This window comes from Gordonia neofelifaecis NRRL B-59395, assembly GCF_000192435.1.
Taxonomy (GTDB): domain Bacteria; phylum Actinomycetota; class Actinomycetes; order Mycobacteriales; family Mycobacteriaceae; genus Gordonia; species Gordonia neofelifaecis.
In genome coordinates, this window is the sequence record NZ_AEUD01000016.1 from 54,811 (window position 1) to 71,715 (window position 16,905).

Here is a 16,905-nt window from a genome sequence, read left to right on the forward strand (position 1 = left end):
GTCGGACCGGTCAGTTGACGCACGGCACACCGGCACTGCTCGACACCGGACTCCCGGAGTCGGGCTGCGGGGCGTCGGCCGTCGCCGCGGTCGTGAGCGCATCAGTCGTCGAGTTCGTCTCCGGGGCAGTCGAATCCGAGACAGTCGGATCCGCGGTGGCGGCGGACCGCGTCGAGGGCGCCGCAGGAGTTGCCTTCACCCCGAACGCCTTCTGCACCCGCTGTCGGATGGCCGCCGGGTCGACGATGTTGACGTCCTGGCCGTCGAAGGTGCTGTAGCGGACGACGGGGAGCGTGGTGAACGTGATCCGCTGTCCCTCCACCGTGCCCATCTCCTGGATCCAGTCGACGAGATTCCATCCGGACGACAGCACCACGTTGCGCTGCGCGACGTCGACGAGACCGTTGACCTTGTCGAGGCTGGTGAACGTGCCCGCGTCGCGGAGCCCGTTCAGCACCGACAGCATGAACGCCTGCTGCCGGTGGGTCCGGTCGAGGTCGCCGTTGTCGAGGCCGTGCCGCTGCCGGACGAAGGCCAGGGACTGCTTGGCGTTCAGCGTCTGCCTGCCGGCCTTGAAGTGCGCGCCCGAATAGCTGTCGGAGACGGCGTGGTTCAGACACACCTCGACCCCGCCGAGGGACTTTGCGACGTCGTAGAAGCCGAACAGGCTGATCTCCGCGAAACGATCGATCGGCACGCCCGTGAGTCGTCGAACGGTCCTGATCGTCGCGTCGCGTCCCGCTTCGCGCCCCCGGGTCTCGAGCTCGTGCGGATCGGTGACGCCCTCGTTCTGCAGCTCGGTCTCCGTCCTCGCCTTGGTCCGGCCGTAGGCCTCCTTGATCTTCGCCTCCGGCACGTCGAGTCCGTCCATCCGGACGAGGTCGTCGCGCGGGATGGAGAACGCCACAATGTTCTTCCGATCGCTGCGGCGAGCAGCCTCCTCGGCCGTGCCTCTGCCTACGGGCTCGGGGCTCGCGGTGCGTGAGCATTGTATCCACCGTCACTGCTGTCGCCCGCGTGCAGCTCTTCGAGGATGTCCGCGGGCAGGTCCTGCCCGTTCAGATCCTTGCGCGTGTCCAGTCCCATCAGCAGGATGTTCTCCGCCCCGCCGGACGAGTGCGGGGCGTCCGCGCCGAGCGCGCTCGACACCGTGAAGCCGTCGACGAGGTGATGGGTCTCGGCCCACACCAGCCCCGAAAGCGCGATCGCGGCGCAGGAGACCACGGCGACGCCGATCCGGACCGGCCACAGCAGCGTCTTCGAGCGACGGTCGCGACGCCGCACGGTGACCCCCTCGGGACGGCGGCGCGCCGCCCGGTTCGGCGTCTCCCAGCGCGGCACGTGGTCGCCGGCAGCGAGCCGTGCCCGGACCACCTCGCCTGCCGTCTCACGAACCGCGGGAACCTCAGGTCGACGCCGCACAGACTCACCTCGCTCATCCGATCGCACATGGCGAATCCACGGCGCAACCTCCCAGTGTCCGCGGCTAACCTTGGGTCGTCCTTAAGTCGGCGACTGGACAGAACCGCCTCGACTATCCCCGGAAAACACCTGCTCACGCAGGGTTCGACGGATCGCCGCCGAGGTGCCACCATGAGCCCATGCCGATCGGTGAACTCACCTTCTCCTCGGCGCTGACCACGTGGCACTTCGATCTCTCGTCGACGCTTCTGGCCTGTGCCGCAGCCGTCACATATCTGTCGCTGGCGCGCGGCAGCCGTATCGGCGTCGGCTCGCGGGCCGCATTCGTCGCCGGATGCGCGGTCTGGTGGGTCACGGCGAACGGCTTCGTCGCGGTCTACGGCGAAGTGCTGTTCTGGGTGCGCGCGCTCGAGTTCGTCCTACTGACCCTCGTCGCAGGATTCCTGCTCGCGGCGGGACGACCGGTGTCGGCGATCGCATCGCACCGCCGGTCACGGTGGACGCTGGTGCACCTCGGGCGGAGCCGCGCGGCCCGATGGCTGCTGTCGCCGCTCGCGACGTCCGCCTTGATGCTCGTGACGCCGTGGCTGCTGTTCCTCAGCCCCTGGTACGCCGCCGTGAACGACGATCCGGCCGTCGACCAGGTGACCCAGACCGTCCTCGTCCTGGTCGGTGCCGTCTACTTCTACGCACGACTGCAGGTGGATCCGGTGCCCCGTCACCGGCACGCCGGGCTGTCCCTCGTGATCGCGACCGCCGAGACCCTCGGCGACGGCCTCCTCGGCGTCGCACTCTGGCAGGGCGGCGTGCTCGCGGAGGTCGTCCAGCAAGCCCTGCAACGAGATTGGGGGCCATCGCCGCGCACCGACCAGACCATCGGAGCCGGAGTCCTCTGGGTCCTCGGCGACGTCGTCGGCCTGCCCTTCCTGATGTTCCTCTTCACCAGATGGCGGGTCGACGACGAGCGTTCCGCCGACCGCATCGACGCCGCGACCGCACCGTCCCCGGAACCGGATGGGACCGCGACCACCGAGCGCCCGTGGTTCCTCGACGACCCCGAGCTCGCCGACCGGCTCCGCCGCCGTTGACGCCCGATGAAATCCCCGCGATCGCCGTGGACACCGCCGCGTCGATGGAGAAGGATCAAAGGTGACGTCCATTCCAGCGACACCCACCGCAGTGAAAGCGAGACCGTCATGCCCTCCTATGCAGCCACTCCCGGCGCTCCCGTCTGGTTCGATCTGATGACCAGCGACGTCGACCGCGCCTCCGACTTCTACGGCCGACTGTTCGGCTGGACCACCGAAGACCCCTCCCCCGACTTCGGCGGGTATCGGAACTTCGTCGCCAACGGATCGCGAGTGGCCGGCCTGATGCCGATGCCCGGCTCGGAGACGTCGCCGACCAATGTGTGGGCCGTGTACTTCCGCAGCGACGACGCCGCCGCGACGTCCGAGGCCGTCACCGCAGCCGGCGGCACCGTGATCGTTCCGCCGATGCCCGTCGGCGACATGGGCACCATGGCCGTCTACATCGACCCGGCCGGCGGCGCGTTCGGCGTGTGGCAGCCGAGCACGCATCCGGGATTCGTCGAACGCGGCGAACCCGGGACGCCGTACTGGTTCGACGAGATGTCGATGGACTACGACGCATCCGCCGCGTTCTACCCCAAGGTCTTCGACTGGCAGCTGGAGGAGATCTCGAACGCTGACGGCGGGCCGGGCCGCTACGCGCAGGTGTTGGTCGACTCCGGTGCGGGCCGCGAGGGCACCGCGGGAATCATGGATGCGGCGGGCATGCTCGGCGAGGGCCACCCGTCGTTCTGGCAGGCGTACGTGACGGTCGAAGATGTCGCCGCAACCTTGGCGCAGGTGGTCGAACTGGGCGGCGAGATCCTGATGCCGGCGGACGACACCCCGTACGGCGTCCTCGCCTCGTTCAAGGATCCGATGGGAGCCGCCATCTGCATCGCGACGCCGCCCGCAGGCATGTGAACCACGGATCCATGGCGAACGACTCTCTCGGTCCCGACTGGACGCAGCACGGCGCCGCCTGGGCGGAGCAGGATGCGCTCTTCGACCGGATCTTCGCTCCCGCCACCCGAGCCGTGGTCGAGGCGGCGGATCTACAGGGCACCGTGCTCGACGTCGGCTGTGGCGGCGGCACGCTGCTCGAAGCCGCGGCCGCCGCGGGCGCGACCGCCGTCGGCGTGGACATCTCGCAGGCGATGGTCGACGCCGCGGCCGCCCGCGTCCCGGCCGCCCGGGTGGTCGTCGCCGATGCGCAGACCGCAGATCTGCGGACGCTCAGCGACGGCCACGGCTTCGATCGGATCGTCTCGCGGTTCGGCGTGATGTTCTTCGACGACCCGGTCGCCGCGTTCGGCAACATCCGCCGATCGGCCGGGCCCGACTGCCGAATGGCCTTCGTGTGTTGGCAGGAGGGGTCGAGCAATCGGATCTTCACGCTCGGCACCAGGACGCTGGTCGCCGCACTCGACGAACCCCCGGAGCGCCCCGACCCCGGTGCGCCGGGCCCGCTCGCCTTCGCCGACCGCGACTACCTCCGGTCGATTCTCGACGACTCCGGCTGGTCCGGCGTCTCGATCGAGCCGCTCACCTTCGACAGCGATTACTCGACGCCCGACGGCGCCGGCGGTCGAACCGACGGCGTCGAGGAACGACTCGCCGTCATCCTCGCGACCAGCACCGGGCAGCTGGTGTCCGACCGAGTACGCGCTTCGCTCGGCGAGTCCGGTTGGGCAGACCTGCTCGACCGGGTACGCGCGAACCTCCGCGAGAACCTCGTGAACGGCGTGGTGTCGCACCCGAACCAGTGCTGGCTGGTCACTGCTCGCCCCTGAAGCCAGACCTGCGATGAATCTGCGCCCCTGACGGGCGCAGATTCATCGCGAGTTCGGCAGGTCGGCTCAGGCGGTCGCGCGAGCCGCGGCGTCCCGGCCCGACACACGGCCGAAGGCCAGCGCGTCGGCGATGTGGAAGCCGCCGTCCTTGGCCCAGCTGTAGGTGGAGCTGACCTCACCCGCGGCGTACAGTCCGTCGATGACCGATCCGTCGGTGCGCAGCACCCGCGAGCGCCCGTCGCGCCGCGGCCCGCCGTTGCTCCAGCCGAGCAGCGGCGTGACGCGCAGGGCGTAGAACGGTCCCTGCTGCACGGGCGCGAGCATCTGCGGGTCGCGCCCGAAGTGATCGTCGCGGCCGGCCGCGCAGGCTTCGTTGTAACCCGCAACTGTGCGCTCGAGCACCTCCGGATCGAGCCCGATCCGGTCGGCGAGTTCGGCGATCGAATCCGCACGGACGATGAGTCCGGACTCGACCTCCGCGGTGTTGTCGGCGCTCCAACTCGTCTCCATCATCAGCATGTTCCAGCCGACGGGGAGGACATCGGAGGTCGGGCTCAACGGGCCGGAGGCACGGACCTGCTCGTCGAAGACGAGATGGAATCCCTTGGTGGGAAACAGTTCGTATCCGCCGGCACGCTTGGTGTGGCCGTGCTTCGGCGGTGCGGTCTCGTCGATGAATCGACGACCGTCGTCGCCCACCCAGAGGTAGTTCTGGGCGGCCCAGAGCGCGAGGTAGTGGCCGAACTCGTCGTCGCCCCGGACGCCGGTGATGGTCATCATGTTGTCCATGTGCCACAGGTCGGCCCCGACGGCCTGCGCCATCAGGTGTCCGTCGCCGGTCGACGACGGCGACCCCCAGAGCACGTGGTCCTCCACGCGGAGGTAGTCGCGAACCATCTGCGGATTCGCCGAGAATCCGCCGGTGGCGAGCACGACCCCGCCGCGCGCGCCGATCCGCGAGCGGCCGTCCGAGGTCTCGACCTCGACTCCGACCACCGCATCACCGTCGGTGATCAACTCGACGGCCCGGGTCTCATGCCGCACCTCGATGTCGCGTGCGGCGAGGGCGTCGCTGAGGAAGCCGTACAGCAGTCCGTTGCCCATCCGGCCCGCGATGGTGTCCATCCCGGCGTAGCAGTCCTGCCCGTCGAGGTCGGTGAACTCGGGTTCGGTGTGGTACTCCCCGCTCATCCCCACCTCCGCTCCGAGGCCGGTCAGCCAGTCCGACAGCCCGACGGTGTTCTCCGCCCACGCCGAGACCACGTCGTCTGCCACCGGGAACGGACCGTTCAGCGAACGCAGGAAGACCTCCGCGCGCTTGGGATCGGTGTTGACGAACCATCCCCCGCCGGACACGCGGGTGTTTCCACCCGCGACCTCCGCGGCGGCCTTCTCGATCACCAGCACCGACGCTCCGGCAGCTGCGGCTTCGAGTGCGGTCGCCGACCCGGCCGCACCGGAACCCACCACCACGACGTCGTACCGCTCGTCGAACTCCGCCATCGTGCATCGCCTCAATCCGTACTCATCCGTACCTCTGCTCGGCACGGCAGGTAGGGAAAAGCTAGAGCCACCAGGCGGGTGTGACGCGAGCCGTTCCCACGCAGTGGGACGGGTGGATGCGCTCTCCCCGTCGGCCGGATAACTCGCCGCTTTCAGTGAGAACATGTTCTAGTTTAGGCTGTTCTGCAACACGTTCTACTTTCGCGCGACAGGCGCGAGCACGCAGACGAAGGGGAAGAGCATGACCGCCGAAGCCTTGGATCCGGAAACATTCGACGTCATCGTGGTGGGAGCCGGCGGCGCCGGCCTCGCCGCCGCACTGACCGCGGCGAGCAAGGGCCTCAAGACCGTCCTGATCGAGAAGTCGCCGTACTGGGGCGGATCGACCTCCCGCTCGGGCGGCGGGGTGTGGATCCCGAACAACTCCGTTCTCAAGCGGGACGGCGTCGAAGACACTCCGGACGAGGCTCGCCGCTACGCACACGCGATCATCGGTGATCACGCGCCGGCCGAGCGCATCGACACGTACATCGACCGCGGACCGGAAGCGCTCGACTACATGATCGCCCACGCTCCGCTGGAGCTGGAGTGGGTGAAGGGCTACTCGGACTACTACCCGGAGGCCCCGGGCGGTCGCGCCATGGGCCGCTCGGTCGAGCCGAAGCCCTTCGACGCCCGCCGCCTCGGCGACGACCTCGCCACCCTGCATCCCCAGTACACCAAGGCACCGCTGAACATGGTGGTGCTGCAGTCCGACTACCGCTGGCTCAACACCGGCTTCCGCAACTGGCGCGGACCGGCCCGCATGGCGAAGGTCGGCGCCCGCTTCTTCTGGGCGCGGAGCCGCGGCAAGAAGATGATCGCGATGGGCGCGGCTCTGGCCGCCGAGTTGCTGCTCGGCTGCCGCGAGGCCGGCGTCGACATCCGGCTGAACACCCCGCTGACCGAACTCGTCACCGTCGACGGCGCCGTCGTCGGCGTGAAGGTCGGCACCGGGGAGGACGGTGCGACCACCGAGCTCCGCGCCCGCTACGGTGTGATCCTCGGCAGCGGCGGATTCGAGCACAACCCGGAGATGCGGGCCAAGTACCAGCGCGCGCCGATCGGCAGCGAGTGGACCACCGGTGCGCCGTCGAACACCGGTGACGGCATCAACGCCGCGCTGGCGGCCGGCGCCGAGGTCTCTCTGATGGACGATGCCTGGTGGGGTCCGACCATCCCGCTGCCGAAGGGTCCGTGGTTCGCACTGTCGGAGCGTTCGGTGCCGGGTACCTTCATCGTCAACACTCGCGGCGAGCGGTTCATGAACGAATCGCTGCCCTACGTCGAAGCGGTGCACGAGATGTACGGCGGCGAGTTCGGCCAGGGCGACGGACCGGGCGAGAACGTCCCGGGTTGGCTGATCTTCGACCAGCGCTGCCGCAACCGTTACCTGTTCGCGGGCATCACCGCACGACAGCCGCTGCCGAAGAGCTGGCTGAAGTCGGGAGTCGTCGTCAAGGCCGAGACGCTCGACGAGCTGGCCGAGAAGACGGGTCTGCCCGCCGACAAGCTGCGGGCGACCACCGACCGGTTCAACGGATTCGCCCGCAGCGGCAAGGACGAGGACTTCCACCGGGGTGACAGCTCCTACGACCACTACTACGGCGACATCACCAACAAGCCGAACCCCAGCCTGGGCGTGGTCGACAAGGCACCGTTCTACGCAGTGAAGATGGTTCCGGGCGATCTCGGCACCAAGGGCGGCATCAACACCGACATTGCGGCCCGCGCGTTGCGTGCAGACGGTAGCGTCATCGAAGGTCTCTACGCCGCGGGCAACACCAGCGCCCCGGTGATGGGCCACACTTACGCCGGTCCCGGCGCGACCATCGGTCCAGCCATCGTGTTCGGATACCTGGCCGCACTGGACGCCGTCGAAAAAGCCAAAAACGCCAGTGTTTCGCATGCAGGAGCTTGATTCATGCCAATTGATCCCTCAGTAGCCGTGGGTGCCGACCTCGGTGAGGTCACCTTCTCGTGGACTCCGCGCGAGGTCGCCCTCTACAACCTCGCCGTCGGCGGCGCGCACGACCCGATGGACACCGTCGGACTGCAGTACATCCACGACTCCGCGCCGAAGGTGCTGCCGTCGTTCGCCACGGTCGCGGCGACGTTCAACGCCACCGAGGCGCCGAAGGTCGTCTTCCCGGGTGTCGACATCGATCTGTCGAAGGTGGTCCACGGAGCGCAGCAGGTGCGCGTCCACCGTCCGCTGCCGGCCAGCGGCACCGCGACCACCCGCACCCGGATCGCCGAGGTCCAGGACAAGGGCTCGGCCGCCGTCATCATCCAGGAGTCGGTGACCGTCGACGAGAAGGGTGAGCCGCTGTGGACCGCACGTTCGTCGATCTTCGCGAAGGGCGAGGGCGGGTTCGGCGGCGACCGCGGATCGTCGACCAAGGTCGAGTTGCCCGATCGTGCCGCCGATCACGAGATCCTGGTGCCGACTCAGCCGAATCAGGCCCTTCTGTACCGGCTCTGCGGCGACCGCAACCCTCTCCACAGCGACCCGGAGTTCGCGGCCGGGGCCGGGTTCCCGCGCCCGATTCTGCATGGACTGTGCACCTACGGCAGCGTGTGCCGCGCCGTCGTCGACGAGATCTTCGCCGGTGACGTTGCCGCAGTTGCGGATTACGGAGTGAGCTTCGCCGGCGTTGTGTTCCCCGGCGAGACGCTCCGAGTCCGAGCCTGGGAAGATGGCGATCGACTGCTCGTGGCCACCACGATCGTCGACCGTGACGACGCTCCCGCCCTGGGCAACGTCGTGTTCATCAAATCCTGACTGAAAGGCTCGGCATGACCGCCACCCTTCTCCCCCTTCTGGACGCCAATCGCGAAGCCATGGCTTCGGACTTCGCCGACGTCATCGATGCGGAGGTGAAGAAGCAGTCCGGACTCTCCGGCGCAGCCATCAAGACCGCGTACTCGGCCGCACAGAAGTTCAAGCCGGGCGTGGTCCAGGTGGCGACCAGCAAGATGCTGCCGGACTTCCTGGACGCACTGTCGCCGTTCTGGGACTCGAAGCCCGCAGGCACCCCGTTCGGTGAGCACCTGGCCGCGAACGGCGACCAGGTCGCCGAGGCACTGCTCGCGGTGACCGACGGTCAGGCCGACGGCGCACCGGCAGTCCTCGCGAAGGCGTACAAGAGCATTCGCGGCAAGGCGAAGGGCTACGTGATCGACGCGCTCGTCCCGGTGGGCGGCGTGGTCGAGAAGTACGCCGGATAGGCGACGACGAGATGCGAGCGCGGTCTGATCGTGAAGACGATCAGGCCGCGCTTGCGACTATCAGGAGCAGTACCGTCAGGATCGCGGCGAGCACCGCGACCATGGCGAGCAGCCGCCAGATGTGGATCCGGCCCTGCCGGAGCTCGGTGACGCGGGACGACGTCAGCTGGTTGGAAGCCATGGTGATCAACTCTCCCTCGAGATCGTGATCTGTTGTCCGTGTGATCAATGTGTCACAAGTTACAAATGAAGGCGATGATCTAGAGATGCGTGTCGCACTACGAAAAAGCGACGAATCGATGTCCTTCGCGACCGCGTGGCTGATCCTGGTCGCCTGTCTCGCGGTCAGCCTCGTCGTCGCAGCGATGGCCGCACTCAACACCGCCCTGCCGGACATCGCCCGATCCACCGGTGCCACCACCGGCCAGATGACCTGGATCATCGACGGGTACACGCTGGTACTCGCCGCCCTGCTCCTCCCCGCCGGCGCGATCGGCGACCGCTTCGGCCGCAAGCCCGTCCTGATGATCGGCCTGGTGATCTTCGGCCTCGGATCGCTGGCGGCGGTCTGGGTCGAAACACCGACCCAGCTCATCATCACCCGCGTCGTCGCCGGGGTGGGCGCGGCGATGATCATGCCCGCCACCCTCTCGCTGATCACCGCGGGCGTCCCCCGCGAGAAGCGCGCCGTCGCGATCAGCATCTGGGCCGGCGTGGCCGGCGCCGGTGCGATCATGGGCTTCTTCGTCACCGGAGTGCTCCTCAACTTCTTCCACTGGCACGCCGTCTTCATCACCTTCGCCGTCTCGTCGGTCGCCACGATCGCGCTGACCTTCACCATCGGCAGTTCGAAGGACGAGAGCCCCGGCGCGTTCGACTGCATCGGGTCACTGACATCGATCACCGCGATCGCCGGCGTCGTCTACGGCCTGCTCGAGGCTCCACATCGAGGCTGGACCGATCCGCTGATCCTGGTCTGCCTGATCGGCGGTGTCGCGATGATCGCCGCGTTCATCGTCATCGAGAAGCGACGGACCTCACCGCTACTCGACGTGAATCTGTTTCGGAACCGCGCGTTCGCGGCGGGTTCGCTGTCCGTCGCCCTGCAGTTCCTGGCGTCGTTCGGCGTCTTCTACCTGCTCCTCCTGCAATTGCAGCTCGTCTTCGGATACTCGGCGCTGAAGTCCGCCGTCGCGCTGTTCCCGATGGTGATCGGCGTCGGCGTGTTCGCGATGATCGGCAACTGGGTGGCCGTCCGCTTCGACTCGCTCCGCTTCGTCCTCGCCGCGGGCATCGCCATCGCGGCCGCAGGCGTCCTGGCGCTCGGAATCTTCGAGGCCGACGTGTACTGGAAGCTCGGCACCATGCTCGGCGTGTGCGCGGTCGGCATCGGTCTCGCGACGGCACCGTCGACCACCGCGATCATGTCCAACACGCCGCTGGAGAACCAGGGCGTCGGATCGGCGGTCAACGACACCGCCCGCGAACTCGGTGCCGCCATCGGCATCGCGCTCGCCGGAAGCATCCTGGCCGCCGGTTACGAGAAGCGCATCGCGGAGACGGCGCAGGCCACTCACGATCAGCTCGCAGCGTTCGACCCCGCCGCCGCGGATCAAGCCGCCGAGGGCGTCCGCGGATCGCTCGCGGGCGCCGTCGAAGTGGTGAATCACCTTCCGCCGCAGGCATCCTCGCTCGCCGCACAGATCACCGACGGCGCACACGCCGCCTTCCTCCCGCCGCTGCAGTCCGCGTGCCTGGTCCTCGGCTCCATCCTCATGGCCGGTGCGGTGTTCCTCGGCTGGTTCGCACCGCGCGCGGTGGTCGGACCCGAGCCCGAGCCGGAGCCGGAGCTGGTCGACTCCGGCAGCCGGGCGTATCCGCGTAACTCGACCGAAGAGGCGTAGTCCCGGACGAAGCGTTCCTCGCCGAACTACGCGGATTCGTCCGCCAGGAGCGCGAAGGCGGGACAATGAGGAAATGCGCAACCCGTTCACCCGCCGTCAGCCGTCGCCGATCGCCGGAACGACGATCGCTGTCACCGGCGCTGCACGCGGCATCGGCCTGGCCATCGCCACCGAGTTGTCGTCGCGCGGAGCGCGGGTCGCGATCGGCGACCTGGACGCCGATGCCGCCGAGTCCGCCGCGGCGAGGCTGGAAGGCGCTCGCGGCTATCCGCTCGACGTGACCGACGACGAATCGTTCACCGCGTTCCTCGACGCCACGGCCACCGACCTCGGCCCGATCGACGTGCTCGTCAACAATGCCGGCGTGATGTGGGTCGGTCCGTTCGACGCCGAGCCCGCGGCGGCGGCCGAGCGGATGGTCGCGGTGAATCTGCTCGGCGTGATCCGCGGCGTTCGCCTCGCGGCTCCCGCCATGCGGTCTCGCGGGCGCGGCCAGATCGTGACGGTGGCTTCGGCCGCGTCGCGTCTGGCGCCACCCGGCGAATCGACGTACGCCGCCACGAAGCACGGGGCGCTCGGCTACCTCACCGGTGTGCGCGAGGAACTGCGCGGCACCGGCGTCGCGGTGACGGCGGTGCTGCCGACCGTGGTCGACACCGAACTCGCGGCGGGCACCGCATCCGGTTCGGTGAAGCTCCTGCAGCCGGGCGACGTCGCCGCAGCGGTGGTCTCCGGCATTCAGACGCGGCGGTTCCAGGTCTGGGTCCCGGGACGCGTCGGCGCCCTGGTGGCACTGTCGGCAGTCCTGCCCCAGTCAGTGCGCGACCGTGCTCTGCGCTTCGCGGTGCCGAACCAGGTCGCCGCCGTGGCGGGGTCCACCGCGCGCACCGCCTACGAACAGTCCCTCACCGAGCGCCGTGACGATCGGTGAGAAGCGCACGCCCATCGCCCGAATCCGTCGGCACCTGCGGGTAACCTGATTACGGACTCGAGAGAGTCGAGAACAGCGTGATCACAGCTTCGGGACACCGAGCCGTCAGGGGGCACAGATGAAGTGCGGCTCGACGATCACCTCGGCAGCAATCGCCCTCGTCCTCGCAGTCTCCGTCGCCGCCTGCGGATCCGATCATCCGTCATCGCCGAGCCGCAACGCCTCGGCCGGTTTCTCGGCCATCACTCCCTCGCCCGCCGGGACGTCGACGGTGGTCATCACGTCGGTGCCGCTCACTACGGGGCAGCCGCCGAACGCGAACGAGGTGAACCCCGACGACTATGCCGTAGCAGGCAGCCCCGGCCGGTTCCGCTGGAGCTACGCGTCGAATCCGTTGCGCGAGTGCACTCTTGAGCCGGCGGCATCGGGACTGCCGCAGCGCGTCACCTGCAGTGCCCCCTATCCCGCGGATGCGCCGATCATCCGCGCCGACACCTTCGAGGGACCGCCGAACGCGGTCGTGCTGACCGACGAGGGCACCGAGCCGACCATCCTCGAAGGCACTCCGACCGCGGCCGAGCCACTGCCGTCCGACAGCCGGATCACCGTCGGCGACCTGTCCTGCACGGTGCCCCACACCGACTCGATCTCCTGCCGATCACCCGGCGCGTGGTTCACCGTGGAGAACGGCATCCTCACGACGGCGTGAGAGTCGGTCAGGCCCGCCGCTCGGCATACACGGCCTCGTAGCGAACCTTCTCCCGATCCGCGCGAATCTGCTGGCGCTGAGTCAGCGGCGAGTGCCCGAGGTCGTGCTTGCGCAGTCGCAGCACGCGGTTCTGGTCCATGTAGGCGGCCGAGAAGATCAGCGCCAGCAACACTGCGAGCAGCACCATCAGACCGCGGATCCAGACCTCACCGTCGAACGCGAAGAACATGACCAGATACAGCGGCGTGAAGCAGAACTGCGCGCGGAACAGGTGACGAAGCGTCGCGGTTCGTCCGGTGAGGTCGTTGCGGACCCATTCGCGCTTGTCTGCGGGCAGCGTTCCGCCGTAGGCGTAGACAACCCACTGGACCGGATTCGGACGACCGCTCATTTCCACTACCTCCGTATAGATCGTGCGCTATTCACTATTGCACGATGCAATTGCCGTTTCAATAGTGCACGATCTACTTCGCCGTAGACTCGAGACATGACCGAGATCCCCGGGAACCCACTGCTGCTCGAACGTCAGGTCTGCTTCGCGCTCGCCCTGGCGAATCGTTCGGTACTCCGCGTGTACCGGCGCCTCCTCGAACCGCTCGGCCTGACCCATCCCCAGTACCTGGTGATGCTGGCTCTCTGGCAGCACGCGCCACTACCGGTCAAGGACATCGGCGGCTTACTGCAACTCGACTCCGCAACCCTGTCGCCCATGCTCAAACGACTGGAGTCCGACGGGGTCATCGAGCGACGGCGCAGCGACGACGACGAACGCAGCGTCGAGATCCACCTGACGCAGACCGGGACGGCCCTGCGAGAGCAGGCGCTCGCCATTCCGCCGCAGGTGGTCGACGCACTCGGGGGCGACCTCGCACTGCTCGAAGAGCTTCACACGGTCCTGACGAAGGTGAACGCGGCCGCGGTCGCCGCGGAGACACCGGGCTCGCGCGACGCCGGCCGGTAGTCGCCTCAGGCAACCGCTCCGCCGTCTACGACAGGCAGTTGTAGACGGCGGCCAGGTATTCGTTCGGATTCGGGGCCCCGACCAGCTTGGCCGACATCTTGTTCATCACGTAGGCCACCGTGAGATCGCGGTCGACGTCCGACACGACGACCGAGCCGCCGAAACCGGTCCACCAGCAGACGCGCCCCTCGGGCACCCCGGGCATGGCCGGACCGGGCAGACCCCACCCGAGGCCGAAGCGCACGGGTACCCCGAGGACCCGGTCGACGCCGTCGGACTGGACCTCGAAGATCCGATCGACGGTCTCCGCCGACAGGAACCGTCTAGCCCCGGCGACACCGCCGCCGGACACGATCGACTGCACCAGCGCCACCGACCTCGCATTGCCCTGGCCGTTGGCCGCGCCCAGCTCCGCGGCGAGGAAGCCGGCGTCGGTCGTGATCGACGGCGGGAACGCCGGGTTCAGCAGGGTGCGCAGCAGCAGGCTGTCGGCGGGCAGCGACGCGTAGTCGAAGGTCGACGTCGGCGCGATCATCGACGCGAACCGCACCGGATCCTCGTCGACCACGCCGATCCGGTAGTCCGCCCCGAGCGGACGCGCGATCTCCGCGGCGAAGAACTCTCCCAGCGTGGTCCCGGTGACCCGCCGCACGAGCTCGCCGAGCAGGGTGCCGAAGGTGATCGCGTGATACCCCGAGCCGTCGCCCGGCGTCCACCACGGCTCCTGCGCGGCGAGCAGCGCCGCGGCTGCCTCCTGGTCGTAGACGTCGTCGATGGACACCTTCTCATCCCACCCCGACAGACCACTGGTGTGTCCGAGCAGGTGCCGGACAAGGACGCCGCCCTTGCCGCCCGCGGCGAACTCCGGCCAGTACCGCCCGACCGGCGCGTCCGGGTCGACGAGGCCGCGATCGATCAGCACGAGCACGGCGAGCGCTGTCATCGTCTTCGTGAGCGAGTAGGTGTTGGCCAGGGTGTCCCGTTCCCATGACCGCCCCGACTCGACGTCCGCGACGCCGCCCCAGAGGTCGACGACCACCTCGCCGCCGGACATCACGCACAGCGAGGCACCGGCCTCGTCACCCGCCTCGAGTTTGGCCGCGAAGAGATCGCGCACCGGATCGAAAGCGGCCGTGCAAGTTCCGTCGACGCTCGCCCGGCTGACGGTCACTTGGCACCGACCGGCTGCTTGACGCGCTCGCGGCCGGCCTCGATCTCGGCGAGGAGATCGAGCTTGTAGCGGGCGAAGTCGACCTGGATGGTGTGCCGCGGCGCGCTGTAGTACTGGCCGAGATGTTTGCGCTCGTCCTCCGCGATGGCCTTGCGCATCTCCCGCGGCGACGGGAGGGCGTAGTCGCCCTGCAGATGGTCGACGATGAGCTTGCTCTGCTGCTCGGCCAGGTTCACGATCGTCGGGGACGACTGCGCGAGCCCCGCGTAGTACAGATCGTCGACGTCGGGATGGACGATGCGCTTGAACAGCGGATAGCGGTGCTCGGAGTCCGGGAGCAGCGACGGGTCGTCGAAGAACGGGAAGGCCATCCGGTAGCCGGTGGCCATGACGATCACGTCGACCTCTATCCGGCTGCCGTCGGTCATGATCACCCCGTCGCCGTCGAGGCGCTGCACCGCGGGCACGCACGTCAGATCGCCCGACCCCGACTTCGCGAGGAAGTCGATGCTGACCGACGGATGCGCCGACAGCGGCTCGTGGTCCGGCTTCGGCAGACCGTAGTCCTCCATGTTGCCGAGCGACTTCTTGATCGACCGCCGTGCGATCGCCAGCCCCAGCTTCTTCGGCATCCACGGCGGCATCATCATCTTGTCGGCGGGCTTGCCTCCACGGTACTTCGACAGCACCCAGACGCCGCGGCGCGCGGATACCCAGACGTGGTCGGCGACTGTTCGATTCGACAGTTCCGAGGCGATGTCGAGCGCCGAGTTGCCCATGCCGATCACCAGCACCCGCTTGCCGTGCATGTCGACCGGTTCGAACGGACTCCGGTAGTTGTGGCTGTGGATGATCTCACCGTCGAAGGTTCCCGGATACTCGGGCATGAACGGATTCCAGTGGTGCCCGTTCGCGACGACCAGCGCCTCGTACTCGCGGGTGTCACCCGTGCTCAGCGTCAGGCGCCATCCGCCGCCCGGCTTGCGCTCGGCCTTCTCGACCGCGGTGTTGAACGAGATCGAATCGCGCAGGTCGAATGCGTCGACGTAGTCGCGGAAGTACTGGTGCATCAGCGAGTGGTGCGGAAAGTGCGGCCAGTCGCTCGGCGCCGGGAAGTCGTCGAACTCCAGGCGCGTGGTGGAGGTGTCGATGTGCAGCGACTGGTAGCACGACGACATCCCGTTCGGGTTGTCGTAGTACCAATTGCCGCCGACGTCGTCCGACATCTCGAAGCAGTCGTAGTCGATCCCGTTGTCCTTCAAGCGCTTCGCGGTGGTGAAGCCCGAGCATCCCGCACCGATGATGGCGACCCGCTTATCGGCCATGAGACGTCTCCTCTCAACTCGTGACCGAACCCTGTGTCGGCCATCACACGATGACCACGATAGGCACTCCACTGACGCCTGTCTAGTGAATGATCATCTTGTCTATTGAGTGACGGGCGCGCATCATGGTGCACATGCGGGAGGACACCGTCGCACCGTCGCGACCGAATCTGCGGGACGAACAGAAGCGTCGCACCAGGCTGGCGCTTCTCGAAGCGGCGCAGGAGATGTTCGTCGAGCGGGGCTACGCGAACGTGACGATCGACGACATCACCCGCGAGGTCGGCTGCAGTCGCGCCACCTTCTACCTGCACTTCGCCAACAAGATGGACGTCCTGGCGAAGATCAGCGCGGAGACGATGGAGCAGCGCGCCGCCTCCGTGTACGGCGATCTCGACGAGGTGCTCGGCGACGGTTCACGCCAGGCCTTCACCGGCTGGATCCAACGCGCGCTCGAATGGTTCGCCGCCAACCGCGATATCCTGCCCGCGTGGGACGAGGCCCTTCAGGTGGAACCCGAGTTCCGGAGAGTCGGGCGCGAATCCATCACGGCTCTCACCGACGCGATGCCCGACTATCTCGCGCGGTGGCCCGCGGATCGGCACGACGAGGCCCGCTTCCGCGTCGAACTGCTGGTCACGCAGTTGGAGCGCTACTTCATGCGGTCGACGGTGCAGGGCACCATCGAGTTCGCGCCCGACCGCGCCGCCGACGTCCTCACCGACATCTGGTTTCCGGCGCTCCAGCCGCCCACCGACTCGTAAGGCCCGGGCGAACAGGCGATCTCGCCCGAGAACGACAACATTCCACCACCGCGACGAATGCGTTCTAAGCTTCTCGCAGGAG

Annotated in this window: 18 protein-coding genes; 11 read left to right on the plus strand and 7 right to left on the minus strand. The window is 68.1% G+C overall.

Annotation, left to right across the window (positions count from 1 at the left end):
• Positions 1-10: 10 nt before the first annotated feature.
• Together SCNU_RS16410 and SCNU_RS20905 are read right to left on the minus strand one after the other, a co-directional pair.
• Entirely contained in the window at positions 11-907 is an 897-nt protein-coding gene (locus tag SCNU_RS16410; RefSeq protein WP_009680524.1) for an LCP family protein, read from the minus strand.
• A 50-nt stretch (positions 908-957) separates the two neighbouring features.
• Positions 958-1,422 carry a hypothetical protein gene (locus tag SCNU_RS20905; protein ID WP_009680525.1) on the minus strand — a complete coding sequence of 155 codons (465 nt, stop codon included), beginning with the start codon at positions 1,420-1,422 and terminating at the stop codon, positions 958-960.
• Between the two features lie 179 nt (positions 1,423-1,601).
• On the opposite strand from SCNU_RS20905, the gene SCNU_RS16415 reads away from it, so the two are divergent.
• The 3 genes from SCNU_RS16415 to SCNU_RS16425 all read left to right on the plus strand — a co-directional run bounded on the left by SCNU_RS16415 (position 1,602) and on the right by SCNU_RS16425 (position 4,285).
• A complete protein-coding gene (locus tag SCNU_RS16415) occupies positions 1,602-2,510 on the plus strand; it encodes a cytochrome c oxidase assembly protein (RefSeq protein ID WP_009680526.1) in 909 nt (302 codons plus the stop codon).
• 108 nt (positions 2,511-2,618) lie between these two features.
• The gene (locus SCNU_RS16420; protein ID WP_009680527.1) at positions 2,619-3,416 is read left to right on the plus strand and encodes a VOC family protein; all 798 of its coding nucleotides are present in this window, start codon (positions 2,619-2,621) and stop codon (positions 3,414-3,416) included.
• A gap of 11 nt (positions 3,417-3,427) precedes the next feature.
• Entirely contained in the window at positions 3,428-4,285 is an 858-nt protein-coding gene (locus tag SCNU_RS16425; RefSeq protein ID WP_040518700.1) for a class I SAM-dependent methyltransferase, read from the plus strand.
• Positions 4,286-4,351: 66 nt separating this feature from the next.
• On the opposite strand, the gene SCNU_RS16430 is transcribed toward SCNU_RS16425, so the two are convergent.
• Positions 4,352-5,788, minus strand: a complete 1,437-nt coding sequence (locus tag SCNU_RS16430) for an FAD-dependent oxidoreductase (RefSeq protein WP_009680529.1) — start codon at positions 5,786-5,788, stop codon at positions 4,352-4,354.
• 241 nt (positions 5,789-6,029) lie between these two features.
• Here SCNU_RS16430 and kstD point away from each other — a divergent pair, with 241 nt between their 5' ends.
• The 3 genes from kstD to SCNU_RS16445 are packed head-to-tail and all read left to right on the plus strand — an operon-like array spanning position 6,030 to position 9,058.
• Positions 6,030-7,748: a 3-oxosteroid 1-dehydrogenase gene (kstD, locus tag SCNU_RS16435; protein ID WP_009680530.1), complete on the plus strand. Its 1,719-nt coding sequence runs from the start codon at positions 6,030-6,032 to the stop codon at positions 7,746-7,748.
• A gap of 3 nt (positions 7,749-7,751) precedes the next feature.
• On the plus strand, positions 7,752-8,612 hold the full coding sequence (locus SCNU_RS16440; protein WP_040518674.1) for a MaoC/PaaZ C-terminal domain-containing protein: 861 nt from the start codon (positions 7,752-7,754) through the stop codon (positions 8,610-8,612).
• A 14-nt stretch (positions 8,613-8,626) separates the two neighbouring features.
• Positions 8,627-9,058: a DUF6918 family protein gene (locus SCNU_RS16445; RefSeq protein WP_009680532.1), complete on the plus strand. Its 432-nt coding sequence runs from the start codon at positions 8,627-8,629 to the stop codon at positions 9,056-9,058.
• Positions 9,059-9,098: 40 nt separating this feature from the next.
• Here SCNU_RS16445 and SCNU_RS20665 read toward each other — a convergent pair whose 3' ends face one another.
• Complete coding sequence (locus SCNU_RS20665; RefSeq protein WP_009680533.1) at positions 9,099-9,239, minus strand: hypothetical protein; 141 nt, start codon at positions 9,237-9,239, stop codon at positions 9,099-9,101.
• A gap of 118 nt (positions 9,240-9,357) precedes the next feature.
• Here SCNU_RS20665 and SCNU_RS16450 point away from each other — a divergent pair, with 118 nt between their 5' ends.
• The 3 genes from SCNU_RS16450 (at position 9,358) to SCNU_RS16460 (ending at position 12,602) form a co-directional block, all read left to right on the plus strand.
• Positions 9,358-10,962 (plus strand): MFS transporter, encoded by a 1,605-nt coding sequence (locus SCNU_RS16450; RefSeq protein ID WP_009680534.1) that lies wholly within the window; start codon positions 9,358-9,360, stop codon positions 10,960-10,962.
• A gap of 73 nt (positions 10,963-11,035) precedes the next feature.
• Complete coding sequence (locus tag SCNU_RS16455; protein WP_009680535.1) at positions 11,036-11,893, plus strand: SDR family oxidoreductase; 858 nt, start codon at positions 11,036-11,038, stop codon at positions 11,891-11,893.
• Between the two features lie 118 nt (positions 11,894-12,011).
• Positions 12,012-12,602, plus strand: coding sequence for a hypothetical protein (locus SCNU_RS16460; RefSeq protein WP_040518675.1), 591 nt, complete (start codon positions 12,012-12,014; stop codon positions 12,600-12,602).
• Positions 12,603-12,609: 7 nt separating this feature from the next.
• Here the strand turns inward: SCNU_RS16460 and SCNU_RS16465 are convergent, their stop codons facing one another.
• The gene (locus tag SCNU_RS16465) at positions 12,610-12,993 is read right to left on the minus strand and encodes a DUF5313 family protein (protein ID WP_009680537.1); all 384 of its coding nucleotides are present in this window, start codon (positions 12,991-12,993) and stop codon (positions 12,610-12,612) included.
• 96 nt (positions 12,994-13,089) lie between these two features.
• Here SCNU_RS16465 and SCNU_RS16470 point away from each other — a divergent pair, with 96 nt between their 5' ends.
• Positions 13,090-13,563, plus strand: a complete 474-nt coding sequence (locus SCNU_RS16470) for a MarR family winged helix-turn-helix transcriptional regulator (RefSeq protein WP_009680538.1) — start codon at positions 13,090-13,092, stop codon at positions 13,561-13,563.
• 25 nt (positions 13,564-13,588) lie between these two features.
• Here SCNU_RS16470 and SCNU_RS16475 read toward each other — a convergent pair whose 3' ends face one another.
• Both SCNU_RS16475 and SCNU_RS16480 read right to left on the minus strand, forming a co-directional pair.
• Positions 13,589-14,734, minus strand: a complete 1,146-nt coding sequence (locus SCNU_RS16475) for an EstA family serine hydrolase (RefSeq protein WP_009680539.1) — start codon at positions 14,732-14,734, stop codon at positions 13,589-13,591.
• Positions 14,731-16,059, minus strand: coding sequence for a flavin-containing monooxygenase (locus SCNU_RS16480; protein WP_009680540.1), 1,329 nt, complete (start codon positions 16,057-16,059; stop codon positions 14,731-14,733). The genes SCNU_RS16475 and SCNU_RS16480 overlap by 4 nt, the downstream gene beginning before the upstream one ends.
• A gap of 125 nt (positions 16,060-16,184) precedes the next feature.
• Between SCNU_RS16480 and SCNU_RS16485 the strand changes: the two genes are divergently transcribed.
• Positions 16,185-16,823: a TetR/AcrR family transcriptional regulator gene (locus SCNU_RS16485; RefSeq protein WP_009680541.1), complete on the plus strand. Its 639-nt coding sequence runs from the start codon at positions 16,185-16,187 to the stop codon at positions 16,821-16,823.
• Positions 16,824-16,905 lie beyond the last annotated feature (82 nt).

Excerpts from the sequence above, each read along its gene's own strand:
- SCNU_RS16415 (WP_009680526.1), top strand. The coding sequence starts at position 1,602 with ATGCCGATCGGTGAACTCACCTTCTCCTCGGCGCTGACCACGTGGCAC.
- SCNU_RS16425 (WP_040518700.1), top strand. The coding sequence starts at position 3,428 with ATGGCGAACGACTCTCTCGGTCCCGACTGGACGCAGCACGGCGCCGCC.
- SCNU_RS20665 (WP_009680533.1), bottom strand. The coding sequence starts at position 9,239 with ATGGCTTCCAACCAGCTGACGTCGTCCCGCGTCACCGAGCTCCGGCAG.
- SCNU_RS16480 (WP_009680540.1), bottom strand. The coding sequence starts at position 16,059 with ATGGCCGATAAGCGGGTCGCCATCATCGGTGCGGGATGCTCGGGCTTC.
- SCNU_RS16465 (WP_009680537.1), bottom strand. The coding sequence starts at position 12,993 with ATGAGCGGTCGTCCGAATCCGGTCCAGTGGGTTGTCTACGCCTACGGC.
- SCNU_RS16445 (WP_009680532.1), top strand. The coding sequence starts at position 8,627 with ATGACCGCCACCCTTCTCCCCCTTCTGGACGCCAATCGCGAAGCCATG.
- SCNU_RS16460 (WP_040518675.1), top strand. The coding sequence starts at position 12,012 with ATGAAGTGCGGCTCGACGATCACCTCGGCAGCAATCGCCCTCGTCCTC.
- SCNU_RS16430 (WP_009680529.1), bottom strand. The coding sequence starts at position 5,788 with ATGGCGGAGTTCGACGAGCGGTACGACGTCGTGGTGGTGGGTTCCGGT.
- SCNU_RS16470 (WP_009680538.1), top strand. The coding sequence starts at position 13,090 with ATGACCGAGATCCCCGGGAACCCACTGCTGCTCGAACGTCAGGTCTGC.
- SCNU_RS16420 (WP_009680527.1), top strand. The coding sequence starts at position 2,619 with ATGCCCTCCTATGCAGCCACTCCCGGCGCTCCCGTCTGGTTCGATCTG.
- SCNU_RS16450 (WP_009680534.1), top strand. The coding sequence starts at position 9,358 with ATGTCCTTCGCGACCGCGTGGCTGATCCTGGTCGCCTGTCTCGCGGTC.
- SCNU_RS16485 (WP_009680541.1), top strand. The coding sequence starts at position 16,185 with ATGGTGCACATGCGGGAGGACACCGTCGCACCGTCGCGACCGAATCTG.
- SCNU_RS16455 (WP_009680535.1), top strand. The coding sequence starts at position 11,036 with ATGCGCAACCCGTTCACCCGCCGTCAGCCGTCGCCGATCGCCGGAACG.
- kstD (WP_009680530.1), top strand. The coding sequence starts at position 6,030 with ATGACCGCCGAAGCCTTGGATCCGGAAACATTCGACGTCATCGTGGTG.
- SCNU_RS16440 (WP_040518674.1), top strand. The coding sequence starts at position 7,752 with ATGCCAATTGATCCCTCAGTAGCCGTGGGTGCCGACCTCGGTGAGGTC.